The 18304-nt window shown below is 71.2% G+C and carries 18 protein-coding genes and 1 tRNA gene; 6 read left to right on the top strand and 13 right to left on the bottom strand.

Annotated elements, in window-relative coordinates:
* Window position 1: 1 nt before the first annotated feature.
* Window positions 2-1306: a glycosyltransferase family 2 protein gene (locus HQQ85_RS01635; RefSeq protein WP_173180765.1), complete on the bottom strand. Its 1305-nt coding sequence runs from the start codon at window positions 1304-1306 to the stop codon at window positions 2-4.
* Between the two features lie 334 nt (window positions 1307-1640).
* Between HQQ85_RS01635 and HQQ85_RS01630 the strand changes: the two genes are divergently transcribed.
* From HQQ85_RS01630 to HQQ85_RS01615, 4 genes are read left to right on the top strand one after another with little or no spacing between them, the layout of a single operon-like run.
* The gene (locus tag HQQ85_RS01630; RefSeq protein ID WP_173180764.1) at window positions 1641-2990 is read left to right on the top strand and encodes a nucleotide sugar dehydrogenase; all 1350 of its coding nucleotides are present in this window, start codon (window positions 1641-1643) and stop codon (window positions 2988-2990) included.
* Window positions 2991-3024: 34 nt separating this feature from the next.
* Window positions 3025-4035 (top strand): NAD(P)-dependent oxidoreductase, encoded by a 1011-nt coding sequence (locus HQQ85_RS01625; RefSeq protein ID WP_173180763.1) that lies wholly within the window; start codon window positions 3025-3027, stop codon window positions 4033-4035.
* Window positions 4035-5846 (top strand): glutamine--fructose-6-phosphate transaminase (isomerizing), encoded by a 1812-nt coding sequence (gene glmS / locus HQQ85_RS01620; RefSeq protein WP_173180762.1) that lies wholly within the window; start codon window positions 4035-4037, stop codon window positions 5844-5846. Before HQQ85_RS01625 ends, glmS begins: the two co-directional genes overlap by 1 nt.
* Window positions 5847-5853: 7 nt before the next feature.
* Complete coding sequence (locus HQQ85_RS01615; RefSeq protein WP_173180761.1) at window positions 5854-6669, top strand: hypothetical protein; 816 nt, start codon at window positions 5854-5856, stop codon at window positions 6667-6669.
* Window positions 6670-6740: 71 nt separating this feature from the next.
* Here the strand turns inward: HQQ85_RS01615 and HQQ85_RS01610 are convergent.
* The 10 genes from HQQ85_RS01610 to rplU form a co-directional block, all read right to left on the bottom strand.
* Window positions 6741-6813: transfer RNA gene (locus HQQ85_RS01610), tRNA-Ala, on the bottom strand.
* 80 nt (window positions 6814-6893) lie between these two features.
* Complete coding sequence (gene rsfS / locus HQQ85_RS01605) at window positions 6894-7265, bottom strand: ribosome silencing factor (protein WP_173180760.1); 372 nt, start codon at window positions 7263-7265, stop codon at window positions 6894-6896.
* Between the two features lie 25 nt (window positions 7266-7290).
* A complete protein-coding gene (locus HQQ85_RS01600) occupies window positions 7291-8349 on the bottom strand; it encodes a hypothetical protein (RefSeq protein WP_173180759.1) in 1059 nt (352 codons plus the stop codon).
* Window positions 8346-9023, bottom strand: coding sequence for a nicotinate-nucleotide adenylyltransferase (gene nadD, locus HQQ85_RS01595; RefSeq protein ID WP_256430624.1), 678 nt, complete (start codon window positions 9021-9023; stop codon window positions 8346-8348). The genes HQQ85_RS01600 and nadD overlap by 4 nt, the downstream gene beginning before the upstream one ends.
* A gap of 9 nt (window positions 9024-9032) precedes the next feature.
* Window positions 9033-9254 (bottom strand): hypothetical protein, encoded by a 222-nt coding sequence (locus tag HQQ85_RS01590; RefSeq protein WP_173180758.1) that lies wholly within the window; start codon window positions 9252-9254, stop codon window positions 9033-9035.
* A 45-nt stretch (window positions 9255-9299) separates the two neighbouring features.
* Window positions 9300-10550 (bottom strand): glutamate-5-semialdehyde dehydrogenase, encoded by a 1251-nt coding sequence (locus HQQ85_RS01585; protein WP_173180757.1) that lies wholly within the window; start codon window positions 10548-10550, stop codon window positions 9300-9302.
* Between the two features lie 10 nt (window positions 10551-10560).
* Complete coding sequence (gene proB / locus HQQ85_RS01580) at window positions 10561-11367, bottom strand: glutamate 5-kinase (protein ID WP_173180756.1); 807 nt, start codon at window positions 11365-11367, stop codon at window positions 10561-10563.
* Window positions 11364-12872 carry a GTPase ObgE gene (obgE, locus tag HQQ85_RS01575; protein ID WP_173180755.1) on the bottom strand — a complete coding sequence of 503 codons (1509 nt, stop codon included), beginning with the start codon at window positions 12870-12872 and terminating at the stop codon, window positions 11364-11366. The genes proB and obgE overlap by 4 nt, the downstream gene beginning before the upstream one ends.
* A gap of 94 nt (window positions 12873-12966) precedes the next feature.
* Window positions 12967-13227, bottom strand: a complete 261-nt coding sequence (gene rpmA / locus HQQ85_RS01570; protein ID WP_173180754.1) for a 50S ribosomal protein L27 — start codon at window positions 13225-13227, stop codon at window positions 12967-12969.
* A gap of 12 nt (window positions 13228-13239) precedes the next feature.
* Window positions 13240-13548 carry a 50S ribosomal protein L21 gene (gene rplU / locus HQQ85_RS01565; RefSeq protein WP_173180753.1) on the bottom strand — a complete coding sequence of 103 codons (309 nt, stop codon included), beginning with the start codon at window positions 13546-13548 and terminating at the stop codon, window positions 13240-13242.
* Window positions 13549-13705: 157 nt separating this feature from the next.
* On the opposite strand from rplU, the gene HQQ85_RS01560 reads away from it, so the two are divergent.
* Window positions 13706-14008, top strand: coding sequence for a DUF4031 domain-containing protein (locus HQQ85_RS01560; RefSeq protein ID WP_173180752.1), 303 nt, complete (start codon window positions 13706-13708; stop codon window positions 14006-14008).
* Window positions 14009-14018: 10 nt separating this feature from the next.
* On the opposite strand, the gene HQQ85_RS01555 is transcribed toward HQQ85_RS01560, so the two are convergent.
* Entirely contained in the window at window positions 14019-16955 is a 2937-nt protein-coding gene (locus HQQ85_RS01555) for an Rne/Rng family ribonuclease (protein WP_173180751.1), read from the bottom strand.
* A 307-nt stretch (window positions 16956-17262) separates the two neighbouring features.
* On the opposite strand from HQQ85_RS01555, the gene HQQ85_RS01550 reads away from it, so the two are divergent.
* Window positions 17263-17877, top strand: coding sequence for a vitamin K epoxide reductase family protein (locus HQQ85_RS01550; RefSeq protein ID WP_370545174.1), 615 nt, complete (start codon window positions 17263-17265; stop codon window positions 17875-17877).
* Between the two features lies 1 nt (window position 17878).
* Here the strand turns inward: HQQ85_RS01550 and ndk are convergent, their stop codons facing one another.
* Complete coding sequence (gene ndk / locus HQQ85_RS01545) at window positions 17879-18301, bottom strand: nucleoside-diphosphate kinase (RefSeq protein WP_173180749.1); 423 nt, start codon at window positions 18299-18301, stop codon at window positions 17879-17881.
* Window positions 18302-18304 lie beyond the last annotated feature (3 nt).

Raw genomic sequence — 18304 nt, 5'->3', positions numbered from 1 at the left:
GTCAGCCCGCCGCCGAGGTGACCGGCCGCCGCGACGGGCTCGTCCACTGCCCCGTCGACCTCCGGAAGCCCGCCTTGTACAGCGCCACCAGGCACAGCAGCGCATCGATCACCCGCAGCAGAGGGAAGACGAGTCCGTAGGCGAGGTAGGCCGCCCGGCGCGACACGACGGCGGCGAGCAGCGTGAGGAGGTAGTCGGGGACGACGACACCCAGCACCAGCGCGAGCGGCGGCAGGGCATCCGCCAGCCCGCTCAGCACGCCACCGGGCACGAGACCCGCCTCGCCCGACAGGGTGATCGCCGTCGAGACCGCGATCGCCGGCAGCACGAGCACCAGCACCGCGCTCGAGACGAGCAGCTCGACGATGAACAGCGTCAGCGAGAGCCAGAACACACTCAGTCGGAAGCGGTGCCGCAGCACGGTCTGCCAGAACCCGAGGTTCCATCTCTCGACCTGCTTCACGTAGTCGACGAGCTCATCCGGGTCCTGGGTGTGGGCGATGGCGCAGTGCGGGTGGAAGGCGATGCGGCCGAGGTGCTTGGCGTGCACCTCGAAGGTCATGTTGTAGTCCTCGATCTTCAGCCCGGGTGCCGCGATGTCGATGTCGGCCAGGATGCGCGTGCGGTACATGCTCGCGAAGCCGGGCACGATCGGCACCGCGTCGGCGAACCGCCCCGCCTGACCGAACTTGAACAGGTACTGCATGGCGACGTACACCCGCTCCCGATAGGCCACCAGGATGCGCCCGGCCCGGGTGGCGGAGCGCGGGGTGAGCAGCGTCGTCGCGCGCCCCGCCACGGCCACCACCGCCGGGTCGTCGAAGGCCCGGAGGCCCGTCTCGAAGTAGTCGGGGGCGAGCCGGGTGTCGGCGTCCAGCAGCATCACGACGTCGAAGCGCTCGGCGAGCTCGAAGTGCCGGATGGCCTCCACCAGCGCTCCCGCCTTGCCGCGGTTCGGGTTCAGTTCGAGCACCGTCGCGCCGTGCTCGCGGGCGATCTCGGCGGTGGCGTCGGTCGAGCCATCGCTGACCAGGAAGAGCTGGACGCCCGACTGCAGCGCCTGCAGAGCGGCAAGGGTGCCGCCGATCACCGGCTCCTCGTCGTGCGCCGCCATCAGCACGGCCACGCGGTCGCGCTCGGGGCGCCCTGCGGCGAGCGCCGTCCCCTCCTCCCGCCCGGCGGGCAGGCCATCGGCGCGGCGGAGCGGGGCGAGGCGGGCGGCGATCACGCGGAGCACGCCGGCCGTCGTCCAGATGAGGGTGCTCAGTCCGAGGACGAGGAGCAGGGTGATCCAGAACGTCGTCATCGAGGGCTCCCTCCCGCCTCGCGCGGGGAGCGGCCTCCTCGCTGCCTCCACGGTAGGGGCGGGCGGTGGGGCGGGGGTGTCCGGATCCCGCCGTCGTGGGTGCGGGAAGCCGCAATCGCCGGCGGGGAGCCCGCAACCGCCGCCGGGCGGGCCGCAAGCCCACGCCAACCGCGGGAGGTAAACCGCACTCCTCGCCGATCGCGTTGACGGCCCCGGGCGCCGCCGCCGATGGTGAGGACCGGGGGCCAGAGTCGGACGTTCCGCTCATCCGCCCACCGGGACGACTGCAGCCGCTGCAGGACGGTCCGCATCACGGACAACGAGGGGAATGACGATGACGACGTTCGAGAGCATCAGCCGGCCGACCGACGAGGAGGCGTGGCTCGCCACCCTGGCACCGCCGCTGGCGGCTCCGGCCCGCCACGAGTTCGAGTTCGACGTCGCGATCGTGGGGCTCGGCTACGTGGGCCTTCCCACGGCGCTCGCCTACCACGCGGCGCACAGCCGGGTTCTGGCGCTGGACGTCTCGGCCCGCCGGATCGACACGATCCGCGCCCAGGGCGCCGACCTGCTCGACAGTGACCGGCTGCGGCTGGCCGAGGCGCTGGACCGCCCCGACTTCGTGCTGACGAGCGATCCCGAGGAGCTCCGCCGGGCCGCCGCCGTGATCGTCTGCGTGCCGACGCCGATCGACGAGCACCTCGTGCCCGACCTGTCCATCCTGCGGGCGGCGTGCACGACCATCCTGTCGACGGTCACTCCGGGGCAGACGCTGATGCTCACCTCGACCACCTACGTCGGCTGCACCGACGACCTGCTGGTGAAGCCGCTGACCGAGCTGGGCCTCAGCGTCGGCAACGACGTGTTCGTCGCCTTCAGCGCCGAGCGCATCGACCCGGGCAACGCGGCCTTCGGGCACGACGAGGTGCCCCGCGTGGTCGGCGGCGCGACGCCCCAGTGCGAGGAGGAGGCGACCCGCCTGCTGCTGCGGTACGTCACCACGGTGCACCGGGTACGCTCGCTCGCGGCGGCCGAGATGACCAAGCTCCTGGAGAACACGTTTCGCGCCGTCAACATCGCCCTGGCCAACGAGTTCGCCGACATCTGCACCTCGCTCGACATCGACGTCGCCGACGTGATCGACGCCGCCTCGACGAAGCCCTACGGGTTCATGCCCTTCCTCCCGGGACCCGGGGTCGGTGGGCACTGCATCCCGTGCGACCCGCACTACCTGCTCTGGCAGCTGAAGCGCTCACGCGTCTCAGCGCCGATGATCACGCAGGCCATGACCGAGATCTCGGCCCGGCCGCACCGCGTGGTCGACCGGGTGCAGACCGTCCTCTCCGAACGGGGCCGCGGCATGACCGGCGCCCGGGTGCTCGTGGTCGGCATCGCCTACAAGGCCGACGTGGAGGACCTGCGGGAGTCGCCCGCCCTCGAGATCCTCGACGAACTGATCCGTCGTGGGGCCCGCGTGGGCTACCTCGACCCGCACTTCGACAGCGTCGCGCTGGCGGGCGGGAGCTCCCTCGCCGGCATCGCCGACCCGGCCGCCTTCGACGCCGACCTCGTGGTGCTGCACACCCGTCACCGCGACACCGACCTCAGCTGGCTCGACGACCGCCAGATCGTGCTCGACACCACCTACCGCGGGGTCGACGTCGCCCACCGCGTGAACCTCTGACCCCCGCCGAACCGGCAGAAAGAACAGTGACCTGATGCGTACCATCGTGACCGGCGGCGCCGGCTTCATCGGCAGCCACCTCGTCGACCACCTGCTCCGGTCGGGCGACGAGGTCGTCGTGCTCGACGACATGTCGACCGGCTCCCCCCGCAACCTCCTCGACTCGCTCGTCGACCCGCGGCTCAGCATCGTGCACGGCTCGGTGCTCGACCGTGAGCTGCTGCTCGACACCGTGCGCGGGGCCGACCGGGTGTTCCACCTGGCCGCCGCGGTCGGCGTGAAGCTGATCGTCGACCACCCACTCGCGAGCCTCCGGGTGAACATCCACGGCACCGAGAACGTGCTCGACGCCTGCTCGGCGACCGGTGCCTCGCTGCTCCTGGTCTCGACCAGCGAGATCTACGGCAAGAACACCTCCGACCGGCTGCACGAGAACTCCGACCGGGTGCTCGGCTCGCCGCTGCGCTCCCGCTGGACCTACGCGGCGGCGAAGGGCATCGACGAGGCCTTCGCCCACGCCTACTGGAGCGAGCACGGACTCGACGTCACCATCGTGCGCCCCTTCAACACCGTGGGCCCGCGCCAGACGGGTCGCTACGGGATGGTCGTGCCGAACCTCGTGGGCCAGGCCCTCCGCGGCGAACCGCTCACGGTCTACGGCGACGGAGAGCAGACCCGCTGCTTCTCCTACGTCGGCGACGTCGTGCCCGCCATGGTGCGCCTGCTGGAGGAGCCGAGCGCGACCGGCCAGGCCTTCAACCTCGGCGGCGCGGAAGAGGTCTCCATCAACGCCCTCGCCCGTCGCGTGATCCAGGTCACCGGCAGCTCGAGCGACGTCGTGCACGTCGACTACGCCGACGCCTACGCGGCCGGCTTCGAGGACATGCGCCGCCGGGTGCCCGACTACGGCAAGGCCGCCGCCCTCGTGGGCTTCGACCCGGCCACGCACCTGGACGAGATCATCCGCCGTGTCGCCGAGCACCTGGGCGGCCCGTCGGACGCGCGTGCTGCAACCGGCCAGCGGGCCACCGCCGGGCGTCACTGATGTGCGGCATCGTCGCGGCCCGCACGGCGGAGCCGGTCGCGCCCATCCTGCTCGGCGCCCTGAAGCTGCTCGAGTACCGCGGCTACGACTCCGCGGGCGTCAGCATCCGCACGAGCGGCGGGCACAGCGCCACGACCCGCACGATCGACCGCGTCGAGTCGCTCCAGGCCCGGGTCGGCGCCTGGTCGGGCGCCGAACTGCCCGGTACGGGCATCGGCCACACCCGCTGGGCGACGCACGGGGCCGTGACCGAGCGGAACGCGCATCCGCACCAGGACTGCTCGGGGCGGCTCAGCCTCGTGCACAACGGCATCATCGAGAACGCCGCCGCCCTGCGGCACGAGCTCGAGGAGAAGGGGCACGTCTTCGCCTCGGAGGTCGACAGCGAGGTGATCGGGCACCTGGTCGAGGAGGGCCTGCGGCACGACGACGACCTCGCCCGGGCCGTCACCGGCGCCGTGGCGGCGCTCGAGGGGTCCTGGGCCGTGGTGGTGCTCGACGGGCAGACCGACCGCCTGGTGGCCGCGGCGCACCGCTCGCCGCTGCTGGTGGCCCGCTCCCCCCGCGGGGTCTTCGCGGCCAGCGACATCAACGCCATCGGCGAATGGGTCGAGCACTTCCAGGCCATGCGCGACGGCGACGTCGTCGAGCTCGCCGAGGAGCTCGTCTGGAGCCGTGGCGGACTCCCCGCCGAACAGCCGCCGATGGCCGATTCGGTCTGGACGGGTGCATCCATCGGCGTGGACGGGCATCCTGACTTCATGAGCAAGGAGATCGCCGAGCAGCCCGACGTCGCGGCGCGCATCGTCGACCGCCTGGCCCCCCACGTGCTCGACGGCTCGCTCTGGACCGACCTCGCCCTCCCGCGCTTCGACCGGGTGACGGTCATCGGATGCGGCACCTCCCTCAACGCGGGGCGGATGATCGGCGGCGCCCTCTCGTCGCTCGGCCGGGTTCCCGTGCGCACCCTCGTGGCCAGCGAGGCCGCCGACGCCGTGATGGAGCCGCGAACCCTGGTGCTCGCCCTCAGCCAGTCGGGCGAGACGGCCGACCTGCTGAACGCGATCGAGCACCTCGACCTGTCCCGCTCCTCGCTCGTCGCCATCACGAACAACGAGCACTCCACCCTCGCCAGGCGAGCCGACTCGGTGCTCACCTGCGACGCCGGCCCCGAGATCGGGGTGGCGGCCACGAAGACCTTCGTGGCGCAGGTGATCACCGGGGTGGCCGCCGCCCTGTCGGCCCTGGTGGCGAGCGAGCGGATGCTCCGCTCCGACGCCGTGCGCCACAGCGACGAGCTCCGGCTGATGCCCGAACTCCTCGCCCACGCCATCGCCGTGTCGCACGAGGTGCTGCCGTCGATCGTGGCCGGGGTGCTCGACGAACCGGGATTCCTCTTCCTCGGCCAGGGCACGGGCGTGGTGCTCGCCGCCGAAGGAGCCCTGAAGCTCAAGGAGCTGAGCTACCGGTGGGCCGAGCACCAGCCCGCCGGCGAGCTCAAGCACGGTCCGCTCGCCCTCGTCGATCGAGGCACCCCGGTGCTCGTGATCGACTCCGGCGACCCGAGGATCGACCGCAGCATCGCCGAGGTCGACGCACGGGGCGGGCGGATCGTGCGCATCGGCGGCCCGGGCAGCACCGTGCCGGTGGTCGGCCTCGGCCGCCCGGCCGGGCCGACGGCCGGAGCCCGGCGCTGGGGGCCCCTCGAGGCCGTCGTGCCGCTGCAGATCTTCGCCCGTGACCTCGCCCTCGCGCTCGGCCGCGACGTCGACAAGCCCCGCAACCTGGCCAAGTCGGTCACCGTCGAATGAGCGCTCCGTGAGCACTCTCCTCCAGCCGCGGTGCCGGGCGGTGACCAGTCGTCCCGGGCCCCCCACCGGCCGACGCATCGCCCGGCACCGCCTTCCCGCCGTCGTCGCCCTCGTGGCGGCGGCGGCACTCCCCCTCGGCGGCTGCAGCCTGCTGCCCGCCGCGGGCCTCTCCGGCGGATACCCGCTGCACACCGGTATCGTCGCGACGACGTTCTGGGTCGGTGAGGTCTTCGACCCGACCGCGTCCGACGGCAGCCAGGTCTACTCCACCTACGACTCGCTCTGGATGGAGAGCTTCGGTGGCTGCGACGGCACCGAGGTCGACGGGGTGTGCCAGACCGAGGCGCGCACGGAGGCGGAGGACTGGTTCCCCACCGAGACGGTGCCGCTCGAGAATCCGTTCTACCTCGACCTGCCGTTCGACGACGTCAACGACCCCGGGGCCTTCGCCCGGCGCGACGAGGTGGTGCCGTGGGCCGCGCAGGAGCCGTACCGCTCGCACCGCGGCGACCCGTTGTTCAGCTATCTGAAGAACCGCTGGGTGGAGCTGAGCTTCGACGGAGCGACCTGCTACGCCCAGATCCAGGACGCGGGGCCCGGCGAGTACGACGACGCCGAGTACGTCTTCGGCTCCGACGACCAGCGCCCGCTGAACGACCGCTACGGCGGAGCCGGGATGGACGTCTCGCCGGCCGTGGTGGGCTGCCTCGGCTTCGACGAGCTGAACGGCGAGCAGGCGGGCGTCTCGTGGCGCTTCGTCGACGAGGCCGACGTTCCCGAGGGGCCGTGGACCCGGATCGTGACGACCAGCCAGGTGCGCTGACGAGCTCGCACGGCGCCGCCCCCGCGAACGACGAAGCCCCCGGTCTCTCGACCGGGGGCTTCTCGTTTCGGTGGACCCGAGGGGATTCGAACCCCTGACCCCCTGCATGCCATGCAGGTGCGCTACCAGCTGCGCCACGGGCCCATTCTCATGGGCGCCGTTTCCACCTCACGGCGGAAACAACTTGTCTAGGTTACTACATCTTCAGAGCGGCTGTGACCACCTCAGGCCTCGGCGGCGGTGACCGCGAGGGGCACGACCGGGCAGTCCTTCCAGAGGCGCTCGAGCGAGTAGTACATGCGGTCCTCCTCGTGGAAAACGTGCACGACGAGGTCGCCGAAGTCGAGCAGGATCCAGCGCCCCTCCGACATGCCCTCGCGGCGCAGCACCTTGCTGCCGCTCTCGCCCAGACGGTCCTGGATCTCCTCGGCGATGGCGACGACGTTGCGCTCGTTGCGGCCGGAGGCGAGCAGGAACACGTCGGCGAGGGGCAGCGGGCCCGAGACGTCGAGGGCGACGAGGTTCTCGGCCTGCTTGGCGTCGGCGGCCTCGGCGGCCAGCTGGGCGAGTTCGATGGATGCGGTGGAAGCGGTCACGAAGACTTTCTGATGAGAGCGGGGTCTAGAAGACCTGGAAGACGAAGACGGCGAGCAGCAGCCCGACGACACCGACGGCGAGCACACCCGCCGTGATCGCGAGCACCACGGGCGCGTTGGCCCTGGCCCGCTTGGGAGGGGCGATCAGCGAGGTCGAGGAGGTGTTCGTGCTGATGGCACGGCTCGCGCTGACCGGAGCGACGTCGGAGCCGCTCTGCTCGACCTCGGAGCGCTCGAGGAGCGTGTCGAGGTCGTTGGACTCGAGACCCGTCGCCGGAGCGCCGAGCGAGCCGAAGCTCTTGGGCAGGTCGATCGACCCGGTGATGATGACCTCACCGGTCTCGTCGAGCGCCGTGCCGACGTCGCCCGAACCGGGCACCGTGGGCAGCACCAGGGCGCTGGTGGTCGAGATGGAGTTCGTCGCGGCGTTGTTGCGCAGCGAGATGAGGTCGTCGAACGAGGAGGGCAGCTCGTCACTCGTGGGGTGATCGCCGTCGGAGGGGCTCCGGAAGACCGGTGCGAGGGTCGGACCGGCGTCGGAACCCGACGCCTGCGGCGCGACGGCGGGCTCGTCGATCACCATCTCCTCGACGACCGTGTCGTCGTCGGAGTCGTCGGCCTCGGAGCTCGGCACGATCTCGGCGTGCTCGGCGGTGTCGTCGGGCTGCGCCTCGTCGGGCGGCGACTGCACGAGCACGGGGTCGGACATCGGGACGACCTCGATGATCGGCTCGGCGGAGCCGGCGGGCTCGGCGTCGTCGACGGCCTCGTCGGGCGAGACGACCTCGGGGACGATGGTGTCTTCGTCGACACCCTCGTGCTCGGTGTCACCCTCGTGCGCGGCGTCGGCGTCGGCGTCGGCCTCGTTGAGCGTGTCGGCCGGGCCCTGCTCGCGCACGACGCGACGGGAGCCGCCGGCGGAGACGGGGGCGTTCGACTCGGCGGCCTCGGCCTCGGCCGCGCCCTCCGCGGCGTCGGTGGGCGCGCCGTCGTCGCCCTCTTCGGGCAGGGGCGCCTGGCCCTGGCGCTCCATTTCACGCAGCTGACGCCGCGTGAGCGGCTGACCATCGTGTGACAAGCTCATTCAACACTCCGATATAGATGGTGCTTGGTGATGTACTGAACGACACCGTCGGGTACCAAGTACCACACCGGAAAACCCCGGCCGACCCGGCTGCGACAGTCAGTGGACGATATCGCAAGCGCCGGAACTTCCAGATAGCTTACGTCGTGCCGTGGCAAAGAGGAAACCGCGAAGGTGTGACCGGGCCGGGAGACCGCCACGAAATGGGCGAGATCCCACAACGCGTCGACGTCCTTCCAGTTGAGGATCTGCGCGATGGCGTCGGCCCCCGAGATGAAGAAGAGGTCGGCGTCGGGGTGGGCCGCCTGCAGGTCGCGCAGGGTGTCGATCGTGTACGTGACGCCGCCGCGGTCGATGTCGACCCGGCTGACGGTGAAGCGGGGGTTCGAGGCGGTCGCGATCACCGTCATGAGGTAGCGGTGCTCGGCGGGGGTGACCGGCTCCTTGTGCCAGGGGCGCCCGGTGGGCACGAAGACGACCTCGTCGAGGTCGAAGGAGGTGGCGACCTCGCTAGCGGCCACGAGGTGGCCGTGGTGCACGGGGTCGAAGGTGCCGCCCATCACACCGATGCGGCGTCGGCCGGAGCCCTCGCGGGCCGGCTCGCCCACAGGTCGCTCGGTCGGGTCGCCCGCAGGCTCCCGGGTCGGCTGCCCCGCGGGCATCGAAGACGTCATCTACCGGGTCTAGTGATCCGCACCCGTGCGGTCGGCGTGGCCGTGGACGTCGTGCGACGAGGCGTACTTGGCCGACTTGGACGGGTGGCGGTTCGCCACGTCGCGGTAGCTCCAGGTGACGAAGCCGAGCGCGATGAAGACGACGGCGGCGATCAGGCCGAAGACGATCGGGGGCATCGGAAGAGCGACGGGCTCGTTGACGGCGGCGAGCGTGCTCACGAGTACGGACATTGCTTCTCCCGGTGTTTCGAACGGAACGACCCTTCTACGATACCGCTAACCGCGGGACTGGCCCGACCCCCGCACCGTCCACTTCGTGCTGGTGAGCTCCGAGAGCCCCATCGGTCCGCGCGCGTGCAGCTTCTGCGTCGAGATGCCGACCTCGGCCCCGAAGCCGAACTCGCCCCCGTCGGTGAAGCGGGTCGACGCGTTCACCATCACCACGGCGCTGTCGACCTCGTTGAGGAACCGCTCGGCGTTGCCGAGGTCGTCGGTGATGATCGACTCGGTGTGGTGGGTGGAGTAGCGCCGGATGTGCTCCATCGCCTCCTCGAGCGAGGGCACCACGCGCACCGCCAGGTCGAGGCTCATGTACTCGGTCGCCCAGTCCTCCTCGGTGGCCGGCACGGCGTCGGGGAAGATCGCGCGCGTGGCGTCGTCCCCGTGCACGGTCACACCGGATGCCCGCAGCCGGCCGAGCACCGTCGGCAGCAGCCGCTCGGCCGCCGCCTCGTGCACCAGCAGCGTCTCGAGGGCGTTGCAGACGCTCGGGCGCTGCACCTTCGCGTTGTGCACGATGTCGACCGCCCACTCCTCGTTCGCCGAGGCGTCGAGGAAGACGTGCACGACACCGTCGCCCGTCTCGATCACCGGCACCTGCGATTCCGTGACGACCGCCTTGATCAGGCCGGCACTGCCGCGCGGGATGAGCACGTCGACGGCGCCGCGGGCGCGCATCAGGCGGGTGCCGCCCTCGCGCCCGAACTCGTCGACCGTCTGCACGGAGGCCGGCGGGAGGCCGGCCGAGGCCAGGGCATCCTGGATCAGCCCGACCAGCACGCGGTTCGTGCTCTCGGCCGCCGAGCCGCCGCGCAGCACGGCCGCGTTGCCGCTCTTCAGCGCCAGGGCCGCGATGTCGACCGTCACGTTCGGCCGCGCCTCGTAGATGACGCCCACGACACCGAAGGGCACCCGCACCTGGTCGATGCGCACCCCGTTGGGCAGCTTGCGGCCCCGGATGCTCTCGCCCACCGGGTCGGCCAGCACGACGATCTCGCGCACGGCGCCGGCCAGGGCGACGATGCGCTCGGGGGTGAGTCGCAGCCGGTCTTGAAGGGCGGTGGACAGCCCGTTCTCCCGGCCGTTGGCGAGATCGACCTCGTTGGCCTGGAGGATCTCGTCGGCGCCGGCCTCGAGTGCGGCCGCGATGGCCGTAAGGCCCCGGTTCTTGACGTCGGTGGTGGCGGTGGCGAGCACCAGGGAGGCCGTGCGGGCGGCGGCCAGCTTCTCGTCGAAGGCGTCGGACATGCCCGAGAGTCTACGGGGCGGGCGCGAAGAAGGTGCCGATGTCGGCGCCCGCGAGGGCCTCGGCCACGCGGCCCGTCGAGGTGACGAGCACGGCCGTGCCGGCGGCGGCGGCGAGGCGCGCGGCGCTGACCTTGGTGGCCGCTCCCCCGGTGCCGACCCCGGCCGCGCCGATGTCGCCGAAGGTGACCCCGGCCAGGTCGTCGCCGATGGGCACCTCGCTGATCATCACCGCGCCCGGCTCCTGGGGAGGGCGAGTGTAGAGGGCGTCGACGTCGGAGAGCAGCACGAGCGCGTCGGCCTCGACGAGCTGCGAGACGAGGGCCGCGAGCCGGTCGTTGTCGCCGAAGCGGATCTCGTGGGTGGCCACGGTGTCGTTCTCGTTCACGATGGGCAGGATGCGGAGGCCGAGCAGCCGGTCCATGGCGCGCTGGGCGTTGGAGCGGTGCGTCGGGTTCTCGAGGTCGCCCGCCGTGAGCAGCACCTGCCCGGCGGTGATGCCGAAGCGCCGCAGGCTGTTCTGGTAGCGGTAGATCAGCACGTTCTGGCCGACCGCAGCGGCGGCCTGCTGGGTGGCGAGGTCGTTCGGGCGGGCGTCGAGCTTCAGGAAGGGCATGCCCGTGGCGATCGCGCCCGAGGAGACCAGGATGATCTCGGTGCCGCGCGCGTGCGCGGCCGCCAGGGCGTCGACCAGGGGCTCGATCTGGCCGGCGTTGTCGCCGCTGATCGACGAGGAGCCGACCTTGACGACCACGCGCCGGGCCGACGGGATGCCGCTGCGCTCGGTGACCCGGGCGCGGAGATCGTGACCGTCGGTCACGACTCGTCCTCCTGGTTCCAGAGCCCCGCTTCCTTCTCGCGCACGAGCTCGGCCCGGGCCTCCGCCTTGGCGTCCATCAGGTCGTAGTAGTCGTCGCGGCGCTCGACGTTGGTGCGGCGGCGCCCGCCGTCCAGGCGCGGGTCGGAGCCACGCGGGGCGACGACGAGCTCGGCCGTGGAGGTGAGGGTCGGCTCCCAGTCGAACACGATCGCGTTGCCGCGGCCGATGACGACCGTCGAGCCCGAGACGGCGCCCTTCTTGAACAACTGGTCCTCGACGCCGAGCTTCGCGAGCCGGTCGGCGAGGAAGCCGACGGCCTCGTCGTTGGTGAAGTCGGTCTGCTGCACCCAGCGCTCGGGCTTCGTGCCGATGATGCGGAAGACGTCGCCGTAGCTTCCGCCCTCGACCTCGATGTGGAAGCCCGATTCGTTGACGGCCTTGGGGCGCAGCACGATCTTCGCGGGGGCCGGGTTCTCGGCGGCCTCGCGGCGCGCGCGGTCGACCAGCTCGGCGAGGGCGAACGAGAGCTGGCGGAGGCCCTCGTGGCTCGCGGTGGAGATCTCGAAGACCTTGTAGCCGCGCTCCTCGAGCTCGGGCTTGACGAACTCGGCGAGCTCGCGGGCCTCCGGCACGTCGATCTTGTTGAGGGCGATCAGCTGGGGGCGCTCGAGCAGCGGTACCTGGCCCTCGGGCACCGGGTAGGCGCCGAGCTCGCCGAGGATGACGTCGAGGTCGCTGATCGGGTCGCGGCCGGGCTCGAGCGTGGCGCAGTCGAGCACGTGCAGCAGGGCGCTGCAGCGCTCGACGTGGCGGAGGAACTCCAGGCCGAGGCCCTTGCCCTCGCTCGCGCCCTCGATGAGTCCGGGCACGTCGGCGATGGTGTATCGGGTGCCGCCCGACTCGACGACGCCGAGGTTCGGGTGCAGCGTGGTGAAGGGGTAGTCGGCGATCTTCGGCTTCGCGGCCGACATGGCGGCGACGAGGCTAGACTTGCCGGCGGAGGGGTAGCCCACGAGCGCGACGTCGGCGACGGTCTTGAGCTCCAGCAGCACGTCGCCGGTCCAGCCGTCGGTGCCGAGCAGGGCGAAGCCGGGTGCCTTGCGCTTGGTGGTGGCGAGCGACGCGTTGCCGAGACCGCCCTGGCCGCCCTCGGCGACCACGAAGCGCATGCCGGGCTCGCTCATGTCGATGATCTCGACGCCGTCGGCGTCTTTGACGACCGTTCCGACGGGCACCGGGAGCTCGAGCTCCTCACCGTTCGCTCCGGCGCGGTGGTCGCCCATGCCGGGGCCGCCGTTCTGCGAGGAGCGGTGCGGGGCGCGGTGGAAGCCGAGCAGCGTCGTGGTCTGCGGGTCGCTGACGAGCACGATGTCGCCACCGTGGCCGCCGTTGCCGCCGTCGGGGCCGGCCAGCGGCTTGAACTTCTCACGGCGCACGGACACACAGCCGTTGCCGCCGTTGCCCGCCTTGAGATGGAGGGTCACATGGTCGACGAAAGTCACCATTTGCGGTTACCTCACGATCTTTCTGGGAGACGAAACGACGATGGGCGGGCCGAAGCCCGCCCATCGCGCGAAGATGATGCCGAAGCGGCGGAGGTTACTCCGCGACCGCCGCGACGATGTTGACGACCTTGCGGCCGCCCTTCCGGCCGAACTCGACCGAACCGGCCGAGAGGGCGAACAGCGTGTCGTCGCCGCCACGGCCGACGTTCACGCCGGGGTGGAAGTGAGTGCCGCGCTGGCGGACGATGATCTCGCCGGCGCCGACGACCTGGCCGCCGAAGCGCTTGACACCCAGACGCTGAGCGTTGGAGTCACGACCGTTGCGAGTGGAGCTCGCACCCTTTTTGTGTGCCATGTTTCCTGATCCCTACTTGATTCCGGTGACCTTGACGCGGGTGAGCTCCTGGCGGTGGCCCTGGCGCTTCTTGTAGCCGGTCTTGTTCTTGAACTTCTGGATGACGATCTTCGGGCCGCGGAGGTCGTTGAGGACCTCGGCGGTGACCTTCACCTTGGACAGCGACGACGCGTCGGAGGTGATGGTGTCACCGTCGACGAGCAGCACGGCCGCCAGCTCGATGTTGCCGTTCTCGTCGGCCTTGATGCGATCGAGGGTAACGATCGTGCCGACCTCGACCTTTTCCTGCCGACCACCGGCGCGCACAACTGCGTAAACCAATTTACGTACCTAACTCTTCTTCGGGGCCCTCACGAGCGCACTCTGCAGCTCATGGAAGTCTTGGCAAACGGCGGAGCGACGCTCCACGCACACCAGCGGTCAAGCCTACTCGACGGAGTGATTTCGGTCAAACCGGGGCGAGTGGGATACTCGCACCATGACCGTGCTGATCGACGAGCCGATGTGGCCAGCCCACGGTACCATCTGGGGCCACCTCGTCAGCGACGACTCGCTGGAGGAGCTGCACCGCTTCGCCCGGGCGGCCGGACTGCCGGCCCGCAGCTTCGATCTCGACCACTACGACGTGCCCGTCGACCGGCACGACGAGCTGGTCGCCGCGGGGGCCGTGCCGGTCAGCTACCGGGAGCTCGTGGTCCGGCTGCGCTCCAGCGGGCTGCGGGTGCGCGGTCGGGACCGCGACGCGGAGCGCGCCCACCGGGGGACGCGCTCCGCGCACTAGCGGGGGCGGCTCAGGAGTCGCTCGACTCCGCGGGCGCCGAGACGACGGCGGTCGTCGACACGCGACGGCTGCGCGAGCGGCCCTGTCCGGGCTGCTTCGGCGCCGGCAGGGCGTCGAGCACCGAGTCGAGCAGGTGCGAGGCCTCCTCGGGCTTCACGCGCGGGGCGCGGGCGGCCTTCGTGACGGGGATGTCGAGGATCGCGATGGCGGGCTCGGCCTCGGCGGGCTCGGGGTCGGAGGCGGGCGCCTGGGGGGCGGCCTCCGGCTCGACCGGTGCCCCGGTGGACACCGGGGCGGCGACCTCGTCGAACGAGGGGGCCGAGGCCGGCTGGGCCGGCGTGGTCTCCCCCGCCGCTGCTCCGGCGGCGGGCGCTTCGGCCGGTGCGGCCGCGGGTGCCTCCGTCGTGGGTGCCTGCTCGGCGTCGCCGCGCGAGTGGCGCGACTTGCGGCGCCGGGTCGAGCGCTCGGCCGCGACCGCCGCGTCGGGGCCGCGGGCGGGCTCGGCGGCGGGTGCCTCGGTGGCGGCCGCCGGAGCGTCGGACGGGGCGGCGACGGCCTCGGTCACGGGTGCGGAACCGGCATCCGGAACCTCGTCGGCGTGCTTGGCCGCGGCGATCGTGGACGCGGCGATCTGGGCGAGGGCGTTCTTGGCGTTCTCGGTGATGGCGTGCGTGCCGCCGACCGGGGGCGTCTGCGAGCCGTTGCCGTTCGAGCCGTTGCCGGAGCCGGAGCCGTTGCCGGTGGAGCTGCTGCCGTTCGAGCCGCCCCGGCCGTTGCGGCGGCCGGCGCCGTTCGAGCCGTTCGACCCGCCGTTGCCGGTGCCGCCGTTCGAGCCGCCCGCGGGCTGCTGGCTCGAGCGGTGCTTCACCACGGGGTCGTGGTGCACGATGATGCCGCGGCCGGCGCACTGCTCGCAGGGCTCGCTGAACGACTCCAGGAGACCGAGGCCGAGCTTCTTGCGGGTCATCTGCACGAGGCCGAGTGAGGTGACCTCGGCGACCTGATGCTTGGTGCGGTCGCGGCTGAGGCACTCGATCAGGCGCCGGAGCACGAGGTCGCGGTTGGACTCGAGCACCATGTCGATGAAGTCGACGACGATGATGCCGCCGATGTCGCGCAGGCGCAGCTGGCGCACGATCTCCTCGGCGGCCTCGAGGTTGTTCTTCGTGACGGTCTCCTCGAGGTTGCCGCCCGAGCCGACGAACTTGCCGGTGTTCACGTCGACCACGGTCATGGCCTCGGTGCGGTCGATCACGAGCGAGCCGCCCGAGGGCAGCCAGACCTTGCGGTCGAGAGCCTTCTCGATCTGCTCCGAGACGCGGTACTCGTCGAACGCGTCCTTCTCGCCCTCGTACTTCTCGACGCGGTCGAGGAGGTCGGGAGCGACGGCGGCGAGGTAGTTCTCGATGGTCGCGCGGGCGTCGTCGCCCGAGATGACGAGCTTGTGGAAGTCCTCGTTGAAGACGTCGCGGACGATCTTGATCAGGAGGTCGGGCTCGGAGTGCAGCAGGTGCGGGGCCTGCTGCTTCTGCACCTGCTCGCTGATGTGGGCCCACTGCGCGGTGAGGCGGTTGACGTCGAGCGTCAGCTGCTCCTCGGTGGCGCCCTCGGACGCGGTGCGCACGATGACGCCCACGTTCTCGGGCAGCACCTCCTTGAGGATGCGCTTCAGGCGGGCCCGCTCCGTGTCGGGGAGCTTCCGCGAGATGCCGTTCATCGAGCCGTTCGGCACGTAGACGAGGTAGCGGCCGGGGAGGCTGACCTGGCTCGTGAGCCGGGCGCCCTTGTGGCCCACGGGGTCTTTGGTGACCTGCACGAGCACGGTGTCGCCCGACTTCAGGGCGAGCTCGATGCGGCGGGGCTGCGAGCCCTTGCCCTCGTTGTTCTCGGCCGCGGCGTCCCAGTCGACCTCGCCGGAGTAGAGCACCGCGTTGCGGCCTCGCCCGATGTCGACGAAGGCGGCCTCCATGCTCGGCAGCACGTTCTGAACCTTGCCGAGGTAGACGTTGCCGATCAGCGAGGCGTCCTGCGCCTTCGCGACGTAGTGCTCGACCAGCACGCCGTCTTCCAGCACGGCGATCTGGATCTTGTCGTTCTTGGCGCGCACGACCATCTGGCGGTCGACGGCCTCGCGCCGGGCGAGGAACTCGGCCTCGGTCACCACGGGGCGCCGGCGGCCGGCGTCGCGACCGTCGCGGCGGCGCTGCTTCTTGGCCTCGAGGCGGGTGGAGCCCTTGATGCGCTGCGGCTCGGTGATGAGCTCGGGCTGACGCTCCTCGCGCTCGCGCGGGGTGCGGACCTTGACGACGGTGTTCTCGGGGTCGTCCTGGCCTCCGCGGGTCTCCTCGCCGGAGCGGCGACGGGATCGGCGGCGCACCGAGGACTCGGCGGCCTGCTCGTCGCGGTCGCGCGGGTCGCGGTCACGGGGGTCGCGGTCGCGGGGCTCACGGTCGCGGTCTCGCGGCGGCAGCGGCGGGAGGTCGGGCAGGTCGGGCGCCTGGAAGATCAGCGAGGTGGTGCTGAGCGCGCGCGGGCGCTCAGGTGCCTGGAAGGCCGAACCGGCCGCGCTGAACGGGGCGAGGCCCGGTTCGTCGTCGTGCGGGCCGGCCTCGAGCACGGGAGCTTCCGGCTCGTCGGCGGGTGCCTCGGCGGGTGCCTCGGGCGCATCGGCGGGGGCCTCGGGCGCATCCGCAGGGGCGTCCGTCGCATCCGCGGACGCCGCGGCGACGGGCGCCTCGGCGGGGGCCTGAAGAACGTCTGCGGGCACCTCGCGCTTGGCCGGCGTCGCGGGCTCCGGCTCGGGCGACGTGGGGGCGTCGCGGTAGGAGGTCACCGGAGCATCCGTCTTCTTGCCTGCCCGGCGACCGCCGAACAGCCGCGTCTTGCGCCGGCCCGTTCCCTCCTGGTTGTTCGCGTCGTTGTCATTGTGTGAACTGTTCTCCACCATCTCTGGTGCACTCCTTGCCAGCCAGGGGCTCTCACCCACCGGCAGGTACTCTCACGAGCGAAGGTCCGCCTGCGCGTCTCCTCCGCTGATCTCGCTCATGCGCCGGCCCGCCTGCTGGCGGACCCGGTCGCTCTGTCTGTCTTCGTGTCGGGGTCTGACGCCTCGTGGGGCAGCGCGTCTGCGGTGCCCGGGGACGATGAGCCCGGAAAGCCTTCGTTGGCGGTTTCGCTGACGATCACCGAAACCTCCGTCGATTATCGCACGCATTCCCAGAATGCTCGCGAACGCGCTCTGCGATACTGGCCGGGTGCCTGCCGAAACAGCTGAATACCGCCGCCCGATCGGCCTCGCCGTTCTGCTCATCGTGGCGGGGGTACTGGGCTGGTACTCCTCGTTCGATCTGACGCTCGAGAAGATCCAGACGCTGATCAACCCCGACTACGTGCCGAGCTGCAACATCTCGCCGCTCGTCACCTGCGGGCCCAACATGGCGAGCGAGCAGGGCTCGGTGTTCGGCTTCCCGAACCCGATCATCGGCGTCGCGGCGTTCATCGCGCCCATCGTGGTGGGAATGGCCATCCTGGCCGGAGCGCGCTTCGCGAAGTGGTTCTGGGTGCTGTTCAACCTCGGCTTCGTGGGTGCCGTGGCCTTCATCGTCTGGCTGATGGGCGTCAGCATCTTCGTGCTCGGCACCCTCTGCCCGTACTGCATGCTCGTCTGGGCCTCGGTGATCCCGATGTTCTGGTACGTCACGGCCTACAACGTCAAGCAGGGCCACTTCGGCAACGGGCGGAGCAGCCGCGAGGTCGGGGCGCTCGTCTACCCGTGGATGTGGACGCTCGTGCTGCTGAGCTTCCTGGTGATCGTGGTGCTGGCGCAGCTGCGGCTGGACGCCGTCACCACGATCCTCCGGATGCTCTAGCTCAGCCGAACCAGAGGGCGAGCTCGCGCTGCGCCGACTCGGGCGAGTCGCTGCCGTGCACGAGGTTCTGCTGCACGGCGAGGCCCCAGTCGCGGGCGAGGTCGCCGCGGATGGTGCCGGGAGCGGCCGTGGTGGGGTCGGTGGTGCCGGCCAGCGAGCGGAAGCCCTCGATCACGCGGTTGCCCGTGATGCGCAGGGCGACGATCGGGCCCGACTCCATGAACTCCACGAGGGGCTCGTAGAACGGCTTGCCCTGGTGCTCCTCGTAGTGCGACGCCAGCAGCTCCCGGTCGGGCTCGATCAGCTTGATGTCGACGAGCTGGTAGCCCTTCGCCTCGATGCGGCGCAGGATCTCGCCGGTGAGGTTGCGGGCGACGCCGTCGGGCTTGACGAGGACGAGGGTTTCTTCGACGTAGGTGGTCATGCC

It is taken from the genome of Herbiconiux sp. VKM Ac-2851 (genome assembly GCF_013205105.1).
Taxonomy (GTDB): Bacteria; Actinomycetota; Actinomycetes; order Actinomycetales; family Microbacteriaceae; genus Herbiconiux; species Herbiconiux flava.
Note: the sequence above shows the minus strand (reverse complement) of the source record. Positions and strands in the feature narration are given on the sequence as shown.

Bases quoted from the DNA above. Each gene is read 5' to 3' on its own strand.
- HQQ85_RS01585 (WP_173180757.1), bottom strand. From the start codon at position 10,550: ATGTCCGACGCCTTCGACGAGAAGCTGGCCGCCGCCCGCACGGCCTCC.
- HQQ85_RS01600 (WP_173180759.1), bottom strand. From the start codon at position 8,349: ATGAGCTTGTCACACGATGGTCAGCCGCTCACGCGGCGTCAGCTGCGT.
- HQQ85_RS01625 (WP_173180763.1), top strand. From the start codon at position 3,025: ATGCGTACCATCGTGACCGGCGGCGCCGGCTTCATCGGCAGCCACCTC.
- ndk (WP_173180749.1), bottom strand. From the start codon at position 18,301: ATGACCACCTACGTCGAAGAAACCCTCGTCCTCGTCAAGCCCGACGGC.
- HQQ85_RS01630 (WP_173180764.1), top strand. From the start codon at position 1,641: ATGACGACGTTCGAGAGCATCAGCCGGCCGACCGACGAGGAGGCGTGG.
- glmS (WP_173180762.1), top strand. From the start codon at position 4,035: ATGTGCGGCATCGTCGCGGCCCGCACGGCGGAGCCGGTCGCGCCCATC.
- HQQ85_RS01635 (WP_173180765.1), bottom strand. From the start codon at position 1,306: ATGACGACGTTCTGGATCACCCTGCTCCTCGTCCTCGGACTGAGCACC.
- nadD (WP_256430624.1), bottom strand. From the start codon at position 9,023: ATGACGTCTTCGATGCCCGCGGGGCAGCCGACCCGGGAGCCTGCGGGC.
- HQQ85_RS01590 (WP_173180758.1), bottom strand. From the start codon at position 9,254: ATGTCCGTACTCGTGAGCACGCTCGCCGCCGTCAACGAGCCCGTCGCT.
- rpmA (WP_173180754.1), bottom strand. From the start codon at position 13,227: ATGGCACACAAAAAGGGTGCGAGCTCCACTCGCAACGGTCGTGACTCC.
- HQQ85_RS01555 (WP_173180751.1), bottom strand. From the start codon at position 16,955: ATGGTGGAGAACAGTTCACACAATGACAACGACGCGAACAACCAGGAG.
- obgE (WP_173180755.1), bottom strand. From the start codon at position 12,872: ATGGTGACTTTCGTCGACCATGTGACCCTCCATCTCAAGGCGGGCAAC.
- HQQ85_RS01560 (WP_173180752.1), top strand. From the start codon at position 13,706: ATGACCGTGCTGATCGACGAGCCGATGTGGCCAGCCCACGGTACCATC.